Raw genomic sequence first — 7,776 nt, 5'->3', positions numbered from 1 at the left:
ACCTGAACAGAAACATCCGTTCAAAACCCGACATCTCTACTTAGCGGCAACCCCGACGTTTGAACTTAGCAGCAACAGATAGCTTCCGGCACGCCGAAAAGCTGAAGTCGATCGTGAATCCGGAGTTTCGCGATATCAATCCGAAGTTTGGACGCCAATTCACGGAGTTTAACGCATGCCGGTGGCTCGCATTCTCCCAGCATGCGAATGCTCTGCCGCTCGCGGACAATGATCGTCGCTGGTGGGTTTGCAATACCGAGGAAAAGCCGCGAGATATTGGCTACTACATTAAGTTGTATGCCGCTCTGAACGATGAAGGCTTTATCAATGCTATTGGAGTGTTTCTGGCTGAGCGCGATATCAGCGAATTTAACGCTGGCGAACGCCCGCCATTGAGCCAGGCCAAGCAAGACGCTATTAATGCGAGCAAATCCACAATTCAGCGTAACGCCGAGGATTTAGTTCGTGGATGGGAGGCCGATATTATTGTGAACAACGCTGCTGTATTGTGTCTGAATGACGGCGAGCAGAACGGCAAGATGACTTCGGCCCTGAAGAATGCACTAATGGATGCGGGAGCAGAGGCAGGTGCACGTGTTGTCAAGATTAAGGGTGAGCCATGCCGTTATCAAATCCTCCGCAATGCGGACAAGTGGCGCGTTGCACAACCGCATGAAATCTCAGCAGAGATTTTGAAAATCGAGCCCAATTTTTGGGCAAATGCTCACCAAACCCTCCTCGATAGTCTCTCCAAAATGGAGGTGTCGAGGTGAGCAATGCTAAACAGGCTGCGGCCTATTACGCCGCAAATCGTCAAAAAGTTTTGAAGAAGCGCCAAGAACGGTACCGTGCAAACATTGAGGCTGAGCGCGATTATCAAAAGCGATATTACGAACAGAACCGCGACGCCATATTACTAAAACACCGGCAGAAACGGGAGGCACGCGATGTTGATTAAATTCAACGACCAGCAGCAGCGTGCAATTAATCAAGCGGTCGATTGGTTCAGAAAATCTGCTAAGCCGTTCTTCAATCTCGGAGGCTTTGCGGGCTGCGGAAAGACCACCGTCGCCCGCACTATCGCCGAACTATGTTGCCCCGATGGCGACGCGACGTACATCGCCCCGACTGGCAAAGCTGCAGCGCGGCTCCGCGAGAAGGGATGCAGCACCGCCATGACGCTGCATAGGCTCATCTATCGATTCAAAGGCACGGACGCATCCGGCAAACCGATATTTCACGACCGCGATGCATTAGATTTTCGTCCTCGATTGGTTATTTGCGACGAAGCATCGATGGTAAGCGAGCGTCAAATGCACCACCTTCTGCAGCACGGCATTCCTGTCTTGAATCTTGGTGACCCTGGGCAACTTCAGCCAGTCGGAGGAAAGCAGTTTTTCGAATGGACAATCTTGATGTTCTTTTGACAAAGATTGAACGACAAGGCGCAGGATCATTGATTGTCGAGGCAGCGCAATATGTCCGCCAAGGCGGTGTACTGCGCGTCGAAGGTGAAGATGAGGGAATTCGTGTCAGACACGGACGGGCGTCCCGATCCATAGTTTTGGAACATACTGGCGACGATTACTCGCAGATTGTGTGCTCTAGAAATGAGACTCGCGTGACTATCAATCAGAAAGTACGCGATCTGTACGGCTTTAGTGGAAGCCTTCCGCAAATTGGCGAGAAGGTGCAATGCCGGTTCAATCAACACGATGCGGAATTAATGAATGGCGAATTGGGCTTCGTACTTGATATAGATGACGGCGAAATTGCGCTTGACGTTGGTGGTCGCCAGGTCATCGCTGAATTCAAACCTTCGATGTTTAACTCCGAAGATGATAAAGGTGTGGGGGCTTTTGCTCATGGCTACGCGATCACTATCCATTCGAGCCAAGGCTCCGAATGGAAAAAAATCCTAATGTTCGACGATATAACCCAGCGCAACACGTATTCACGGCTGGCTTATACCGGTTTCACACGCGCTGCTGAACAATTGACGATCCAAATCTAAGGAGATCACCATGCATGAAGAATTTTTTGCAGCCCTTGATGCCGCCGAAGAAGACGAAGCGGACTTTCGGCACGCCATTGATGATTTGGTGCAGCTGTCCGAGGTTCAGGTCGCGTTTGCTGCCGGCCGCGCCTTCGACATTGCCGATATCGAAGAGGAATTGTGAGGATACCGCTGCCACAGGCCGGTCGCTGCTTCCACGACGCTCAGGAGCCGCCGCACGAGACGGTCAGGAAGTGCGTGCACCGCCGGTGTTCAATTCCTTTGCGCGCGTTACGCCCTCAAGTCGGTGGCCTTTGTGTCGTTATTGAAGATTCCGCCTAAAACTAACACTGATCGCTGCGTTCGGGTCAAAGGGCCCCGAGGAGAGTACACCGTGCACACGCAACAAACACAAAGCGAAATACTGAGGCTGGAAGTGCTACGCTCGTTGCGGCTGCTCGACACGCCAGCAGAGGGCTTTTACGACAGTATTACCGATCTGGCCGCCAATATATTTGGGGTACGTTCCGCGCTCATTACTTTCGTTGATGCCGAGCGGCAGTGGTTCAAGTCGCGTCATGGATTTGAATGCGAAGAGACGCCTCGGTCTGTGTCGTTCTGTTCCCACGCGATCCGCGAATCCGGTTTAACCGTCATCCTTGATGCGTCTCAAGACGGAAGGTTTGCTCATAATCCTTTGGTGGTCGGAGAACCCGGCATCCGTTTTTACGCTGCCGCGCCTCTTGTTATCAACGGAGGGGTAGCCGTCGGCACGCTCTGCTTGATCGACGGTCAACCGCGCTCCAGCTTCAGTCAGAGAGAGCAGTCTATGCTTTGGGCCCTTGCGCAGGCAGTCATTGAGCGGCTGGGCGCGCTTAATTCCTTGGCGTACAGTGACGAAGCGACAACACTCCCAAACCTTGCACGTTTCAATCTTGACGTTGCTGCCTTCACTTCGAATAATTCGCAGGCGGGATTCACGCATGCGGTGATGATTGATATCTGCCCGCTGGAATATGTTAACCGTATGGTGGTAGCGTTGGGCGTCGAGACGACGGTCCACGCCGCCATCCTTACGACAGAACGACTGAGCGCGGTCTTACCCAAGGGCATCACGCTTTATCGGGTGGGCTACGCAAGATATGCATTCCTGGTGAAAAGCGGCGCCGAGATCGCTCGCCTGCTGGCAGAACGATGCGTAGCTAGCCACGCGAGCCCGTTAATCCTCAACCGTTCCATTCCCGTTGAGGTGGTCTCTTCAGCAGGAATTTCCTCGCTTGCCGCCCCAACTGACCCTGCACGCTTACTCGGAGCGTTGATTACTGCAGCAGACGCTGCGCGTGAATCGAACGCAGCAGTCTTGCTTTACGATGACAAGATGAAACAAAGCCGCGAGCGAGCATTTGTCATCTTAAACTCGATAAAAAGTGCACTCGGCGGCAAGGACCAATTTTATTTGGTCTATCAGCCTCGCGTTCGTCTGTCGGACAATGCCTGCGTCAGCGCAGAAGCCCTCTTGCGTTGGGACCACCCTCGCCTCGGGAATATTTCTCCTGTCGAATTTATTCCTATCGCTGAACAGACGCTGCTCATTGAGCTTGTGACGGATTGGGTCTTGGAGGAAGGCATCCGGCAGTTGTCGATTTGGCGAGAAGAATTTCCGGATCTGATCATCTCGGTGAACATCGCAGCATCCGACCTTTGCCGGGCAGATTTTGTTGAGCGAGTCACCGCTGAGCTTTCCCGGTATGGCGTACCGTCGTCGTGTCTGGAGCTCGAAGTGACTGAGGGTGCTGTTGTGCAGAGCCCAGAAGTGGCGGCGTCGGCGCTCGATCGTTTGCGAAAAGCAGGGGTCAGTGTCGCAATCGACGACTTTGGTTCAGGGTTCAGTAACCTTACCCAACTTCACAATCTACCGGCGGATGTGTTGAAGATTGACCGGACCCTCGTCTCGTCGATGCTGGAAAGTCATCGGGACGCTTTAATCGTCCACTCAACGATGGAACTAGCCCACGACCTCGGCTACAAAGTTGTGGCTGAGGGCGTCGAGAATGCAAAGCTTTATGCCATGCTGGCTGAAAGTCGATGCGACGAAGCTCAAGGCTATTTCATCAGCCGCCCGCTCGGTCGCGAAGCCTTCGAGCAATGGATGAGATTGCATGCTACGGCGTTTGTGCCACCGGGGCAAACCAAGAAGCCTTGATAGTCCAGCGCGACACGATGCCTGCGCCGCGCGGCTATCGTCGTCGGTTCAACAGCTCATTCAGCCGCGACGCCCGTTCCGTTTTGATGCTGCCACCAACGGCCGCTTCTGCTGACTCAAAGCTCACGTAAATCGTGGTAGCGGGCAGATACTCATTTGTTTGGAAGTATCGCGCCAGCGCAACGTCTCGATCTTCATCAAGCACGACGAGCGGCAACGCATCATCCGGCGCCTGCAACAGCTCATCGAGCGCGGCCAGCTGCGCGCTATCCATGCGGCCCACTGCTGCCCGAATATCATCTAAAGTCATGTGCGCTCCTGGTACTCTACATCGGTCGCGCCTTCGACCGGCTTGCCAACTGCCCGCAAGAGAGCGGCGATACCTTCGATACGATCTGCCGCCGTCAAACCGTCGTTGATGTTGACTTCGGCGCGCACTTCGGCCGGCAGCATCTTTGACCAAATCGAATAGAAGGCGGCCGGGTCGGACTTGCCCCAGCGAACAAGTGCATCGACACCGCCAAGCTGTTCGAATGCCTCTGTCAATGCGCTCTTGACGCTAGCAGTCGTTTTGTTCAATACACCCTTGCGGCCCTTAGCGCGGCCAGCGTCAAGGTTCGCCAGCGATTTTGGATTGAATGCCATCTCTACTCCTCTACCATCCACGCGGGGCGACAACAATCACGCTGGGTGCGGGTATCCCGGCTGGCATCGAACCAAGCTGATCGATTCCTGACATGCTCGACTCGCACATCATCAGCGCGTCATAGCCCGACAATACCGGTTGCCCTGCACACTCCGCATGCCTCGGGTGTCGATGCAACTCCGCGATCCATTCTTCCTGAGACAACCGAGTGTTGACGCATTGGTTTGCAAAAATGAACGTCTGGCATTGTTGAGCAGCCGGGGGCGGAGTACCACAGGCGGAGAGTGTTAAAGCCGCGACGATGATCAAATATTTAATGCGCATGGCGGCCCCAGACAGTCGAATTCGTCACAGGGCGCACCTCGGGATATTTCGTCAGGTCTCTTGTTTCAAAGTGAATTTGATCACTCAAATTAATGGCCAGGAATTCGAAGCGGCCGATCTCCTGGCTGTCTCGTCGCAAGATTACATAAGGAAGTTCGAACGAGCACTGCGAATGGTTTGGGAAAGGCATCTCGCTTTGGCCTCTCGTCAAGTATTCTTCGATCACGCGATCAAGAAGTGCATCCCATGTCGCGCCGCTCAAATTGATTTGCATGTTCACACGCTCGCGACAAAACACGCGGTTAAAGGGTCCCGCTGCTCATCCGTTAGCCACGCGCGGCGACGAAACGCAAGCTGACGGCGATAACAATCCACATCAGCCGCACTGAGCGCAGCTTCAAACGCCTGCATTGGCTCTGCGTCTGGGTCAACCCGGCCTCGCCCACGTCCACGATCTTTGTCTCGACGGCGGCTGGCCTCGGGTTCGTCATCGGTGACGCCGAAGAGAACTGGCGCTTGACTTGCGCCAACGTCGAAGAACGATTCAAGCAAGCTCATGTGGCCTCCGTTAGCGATGCTTCGGCTTTGCAGCCTCGTTCATCTGCGCGATACGCGCGTTGATCGCGGCAACGCCATCTAGGCCAATCACATCTGCCACGGTGCCTTTCGCTGGAGAGCAATCAAGTATGACTGTCTGTTGTGCGGGTACTTTCACCGTCACGCGTTGACCCATCGTTGCGACGATCACAGGAGGCTCATCTGCCCATGCCGCCGCCGTGACCGTCAATAGTGCCGCTGCTGCAAATCTCATTGCCTCTGTCCTTTAGGGGGCCGCTCGTCAGCGGCCAGCTATCGATAGCTTCCGCACCCTCGATTGGCCGATCTCGGGCTAACGGTGTGCAACGCCACCTGGCCTGGCTTTGTTGCATTCCTATGGTCCTGCAAAAGCTCACCTTCAAAAACTTCTTACTCGCGCCTCAAATCGTCATTGATAACCGCTTGCCTTGCGGGGCGGTATAGTTCTCCAAGTCATTGATTTGCTTACCCTTATTCTAGATCAGTGCATATGCACTTATTAGTGCCGGTTTACAACACCTTTATCATTAGTAGTGCATATTTGTGTTGTATACGCACGCAGACGTGCGTAAAACTTATGGACATACGAACGGAGGATTAGATGGAGCGCTTCAACGTCAACATTCCCGCACATATTGCCGCACAGTTGCGCCAGATTGCGGAGGAAACGGGCGCAACAGTAGCGGAGCTAATTCGGCGCGCGACCTACGAATTCATCACGAATTTCAAGCCGAAAGGCTGAAAAGGCGACGGCCAGAGCGTTCGAGCGCTCCAGCCGTCATTAATGCAGCAAAAACTATCAGGGAGTTTTCGCCATGAGCATTTTGACATATTTGCAGACGCCTGAATCAACCCTGCCCCGCATTGCTTCGCTTACCGAACGCAATGCGCTGTTGGCCGCACAAATTAGCGTACTGCACGATCAGATTTTGCTTGCTGAAGTAGAGAAGTTGTTCGAGTAAGAGGCGGCGCGCGTCGTGCTGGACACATGACGCGCACCTAACCACACCCGTTTGAGAGGCAAACGAACATGGCTGATTTCATTTTATCAACTTGTATCGACTGGACGATGCGAGACATCGAATCGAGCATTCGTGAAATTGCTGCACAAAACCGGAAGATCGACGATCAAATCTCTTCGCTGGAGTTTCAGGTTGAGGTACTGATGAGGTCAAAGGAGGCAGCATGAAATCAATCGTCGTAATGACTGCGCTCCTGGCATCAACTGGTGTGCATAGTGCAGTGCTGCTAGGCCACGACCTTTCACAGCCGCTTTCCTCGATTCCTGACACGCGCTCCGTGTCATCTGGCGTCGCAGATTTGGAGCCACAGACCCGACCGGCATGGGCGCAAGGCGTAATCAGCCTGACCGTTCAAGACGGACGCGTTAGCCAAGCATTCATTGCTGCGCCTAAGCCGGTCGTGCTGCCTGACACTGGGCCGCTGGATGATGCGCTCATCGCCCATACCGGCAACACCTGGACTTACGCAGACGGCTCGAAAGCATCGTACATACAACGCCTGCCCGAATCTCAAATCGGGGTAATCGCCATAGAGAACATTCCGACAGCCGTCTTAGTGAACTCGTTGAAACCGCAGGATCATCCGATTAACTGGACCTGGTGTGTCGGCTTGTTCGCCGCGCTTGTCGTGGGCGGGTTCATCCGCAGAAGCATGAGCAAATGAAAGCGCTAATTGTCGCTGCATTCTTAACCGTTGCTCCCGTCGCTCATGCCGATGAGTTTTGCGGGCCAAACGGACCACGTACCTTGACCGGCAATTCTTTCGCAGAACAGTTTTGTGCCCATGAGCACATGGGCGGTGTCCGTGCTGGAACGGTCATCGAAGCACAACCGGCACTCCCCGTACCAACGGAAAGCGGATGGCTGCTCTATACGGGCGTCTTCGCCGCGAGCTTTGTGTTCGGTGGGGCACTTTGCTGGCGATTGCTTTGTGCGTATTTCGGCGAACGTGACCGCCGATTTCGGGAACGTGACCGATTCGGCAAGGTCGGGCGTTGCGCGGTGTCGA

At 54.2% G+C, this 7,776-nt stretch carries 16 protein-coding genes; 11 read left to right on the top strand and 5 right to left on the bottom strand.

Annotated features, from left to right (window positions below; all coding sequences use genetic code 11):
- The first annotated feature begins 59 nt into the window (after window positions 1-59).
- The 6 genes from NCT03_RS33290 to NCT03_RS33265 all read left to right on the top strand — a co-directional run bounded on the left by NCT03_RS33290 (window position 60) and on the right by NCT03_RS33265 (window position 4,199).
- Complete coding sequence (locus tag NCT03_RS33290; RefSeq protein WP_250495479.1) at window positions 60-773, top strand: primase-helicase family protein; 714 nt, start codon at window positions 60-62, stop codon at window positions 771-773.
- Complete coding sequence (locus tag NCT03_RS33285; protein WP_250470091.1) at window positions 770-958, top strand: hypothetical protein; 189 nt, start codon at window positions 770-772, stop codon at window positions 956-958. Before NCT03_RS33290 ends, NCT03_RS33285 begins: the two co-directional genes overlap by 4 nt.
- Window positions 948-1,427, top strand: a complete 480-nt coding sequence (locus NCT03_RS33280; RefSeq protein WP_250495478.1) for an AAA family ATPase — start codon at window positions 948-950, stop codon at window positions 1,425-1,427. The genes NCT03_RS33285 and NCT03_RS33280 overlap by 11 nt, the downstream gene beginning before the upstream one ends.
- Window positions 1,403-2,014 carry an ATP-binding domain-containing protein gene (locus NCT03_RS33275; RefSeq protein ID WP_250495477.1) on the top strand — a complete coding sequence of 204 codons (612 nt, stop codon included), beginning with the start codon at window positions 1,403-1,405 and terminating at the stop codon, window positions 2,012-2,014. The genes NCT03_RS33280 and NCT03_RS33275 overlap by 25 nt, the downstream gene beginning before the upstream one ends.
- 10 nt (window positions 2,015-2,024) lie before the next feature.
- Window positions 2,025-2,180, top strand: coding sequence for a hypothetical protein (locus tag NCT03_RS33270; protein WP_250470089.1), 156 nt, complete (start codon window positions 2,025-2,027; stop codon window positions 2,178-2,180).
- Window positions 2,181-2,390: 210 nt separating this feature from the next.
- Window positions 2,391-4,199, top strand: coding sequence for a sensor domain-containing phosphodiesterase (locus NCT03_RS33265; RefSeq protein ID WP_250470088.1), 1,809 nt, complete (start codon window positions 2,391-2,393; stop codon window positions 4,197-4,199).
- 34 nt (window positions 4,200-4,233) lie between these two features.
- Here NCT03_RS33265 and NCT03_RS33260 read toward each other — a convergent pair whose 3' ends face one another.
- The 5 genes from NCT03_RS33260 to NCT03_RS33240 form a co-directional block, all read right to left on the bottom strand.
- Entirely contained in the window at window positions 4,234-4,509 is a 276-nt protein-coding gene (locus NCT03_RS33260; protein ID WP_250470087.1) for a hypothetical protein, read from the bottom strand.
- Window positions 4,506-4,844, bottom strand: coding sequence for a hypothetical protein (locus NCT03_RS33255; RefSeq protein WP_250470086.1), 339 nt, complete (start codon window positions 4,842-4,844; stop codon window positions 4,506-4,508). Before NCT03_RS33255 ends, NCT03_RS33260 begins: the two co-directional genes overlap by 4 nt.
- Before the next feature lie 314 nt (window positions 4,845-5,158).
- Window positions 5,159-5,443: a hypothetical protein gene (locus NCT03_RS33250; RefSeq protein WP_250470085.1), complete on the bottom strand. Its 285-nt coding sequence runs from the start codon at window positions 5,441-5,443 to the stop codon at window positions 5,159-5,161.
- Window positions 5,444-5,445: 2 nt separating this feature from the next.
- Window positions 5,446-5,727, bottom strand: a complete 282-nt coding sequence (locus tag NCT03_RS33245) for a hypothetical protein (RefSeq protein ID WP_250470084.1) — start codon at window positions 5,725-5,727, stop codon at window positions 5,446-5,448.
- A 10-nt stretch (window positions 5,728-5,737) separates the two neighbouring features.
- A complete protein-coding gene (locus NCT03_RS33240) occupies window positions 5,738-5,980 on the bottom strand; it encodes a hypothetical protein (RefSeq protein ID WP_250470083.1) in 243 nt (80 codons plus the stop codon).
- Between the two features lie 366 nt (window positions 5,981-6,346).
- On the opposite strand from NCT03_RS33240, the gene NCT03_RS33235 reads away from it, so the two are divergent.
- From NCT03_RS33235 to NCT03_RS33215, 5 genes are all read left to right on the top strand, one after another.
- A complete protein-coding gene (locus tag NCT03_RS33235) occupies window positions 6,347-6,487 on the top strand; it encodes a ribbon-helix-helix domain-containing protein (RefSeq protein WP_250470082.1) in 141 nt (46 codons plus the stop codon).
- Window positions 6,488-6,560: 73 nt separating this feature from the next.
- Window positions 6,561-6,707 (top strand): hypothetical protein, encoded by a 147-nt coding sequence (locus tag NCT03_RS33230; RefSeq protein WP_250495476.1) that lies wholly within the window; start codon window positions 6,561-6,563, stop codon window positions 6,705-6,707.
- A 68-nt stretch (window positions 6,708-6,775) separates the two neighbouring features.
- Entirely contained in the window at window positions 6,776-6,934 is a 159-nt protein-coding gene (locus NCT03_RS33225) for a hypothetical protein (RefSeq protein ID WP_250470081.1), read from the top strand.
- Window positions 6,931-7,431: a hypothetical protein gene (locus NCT03_RS33220; RefSeq protein WP_250495475.1), complete on the top strand. Its 501-nt coding sequence runs from the start codon at window positions 6,931-6,933 to the stop codon at window positions 7,429-7,431. Before NCT03_RS33225 ends, NCT03_RS33220 begins: the two co-directional genes overlap by 4 nt.
- A partial coding sequence (locus tag NCT03_RS33215; RefSeq protein ID WP_250495474.1) for a hypothetical protein occupies window positions 7,428-7,776 on the top strand: 349 nt, incomplete at its 3' end. The genes NCT03_RS33220 and NCT03_RS33215, both read left to right, overlap by 4 nt.

Origin of the sequence: Caballeronia sp. GAWG1-1, assembly GCF_023631465.1 — a bacterium.
Taxonomy (GTDB): domain Bacteria; phylum Pseudomonadota; class Gammaproteobacteria; order Burkholderiales; family Burkholderiaceae; genus Caballeronia.
This window is presented reverse-complemented; position numbering and strand designations above follow the sequence as displayed.

Excerpts from the sequence above, each read along its gene's own strand:
- NCT03_RS33270 (WP_250470089.1), top strand. The coding sequence starts at position 2,025 with ATGCATGAAGAATTTTTTGCAGCCCTTGATGCCGCCGAAGAAGACGAA.
- NCT03_RS33225 (WP_250470081.1), top strand. The coding sequence starts at position 6,776 with ATGGCTGATTTCATTTTATCAACTTGTATCGACTGGACGATGCGAGAC.
- NCT03_RS33240 (WP_250470083.1), bottom strand. The coding sequence starts at position 5,980 with ATGAGATTTGCAGCAGCGGCACTATTGACGGTCACGGCGGCGGCATGG.
- NCT03_RS33280 (WP_250495478.1), top strand. The coding sequence starts at position 948 with ATGTTGATTAAATTCAACGACCAGCAGCAGCGTGCAATTAATCAAGCG.
- NCT03_RS33235 (WP_250470082.1), top strand. The coding sequence starts at position 6,347 with ATGGAGCGCTTCAACGTCAACATTCCCGCACATATTGCCGCACAGTTG.
- NCT03_RS33250 (WP_250470085.1), bottom strand. The coding sequence starts at position 5,443 with ATGCAAATCAATTTGAGCGGCGCGACATGGGATGCACTTCTTGATCGC.
- NCT03_RS33245 (WP_250470084.1), bottom strand. The coding sequence starts at position 5,727 with ATGAGCTTGCTTGAATCGTTCTTCGACGTTGGCGCAAGTCAAGCGCCA.
- NCT03_RS33220 (WP_250495475.1), top strand. The coding sequence starts at position 6,931 with ATGAAATCAATCGTCGTAATGACTGCGCTCCTGGCATCAACTGGTGTG.
- NCT03_RS33260 (WP_250470087.1), bottom strand. The coding sequence starts at position 4,509 with ATGACTTTAGATGATATTCGGGCAGCAGTGGGCCGCATGGATAGCGCG.
- NCT03_RS33230 (WP_250495476.1), top strand. The coding sequence starts at position 6,561 with ATGAGCATTTTGACATATTTGCAGACGCCTGAATCAACCCTGCCCCGC.
- NCT03_RS33275 (WP_250495477.1), top strand. The coding sequence starts at position 1,403 with ATGGACAATCTTGATGTTCTTTTGACAAAGATTGAACGACAAGGCGCA.
- NCT03_RS33255 (WP_250470086.1), bottom strand. The coding sequence starts at position 4,844 with ATGGCATTCAATCCAAAATCGCTGGCGAACCTTGACGCTGGCCGCGCT.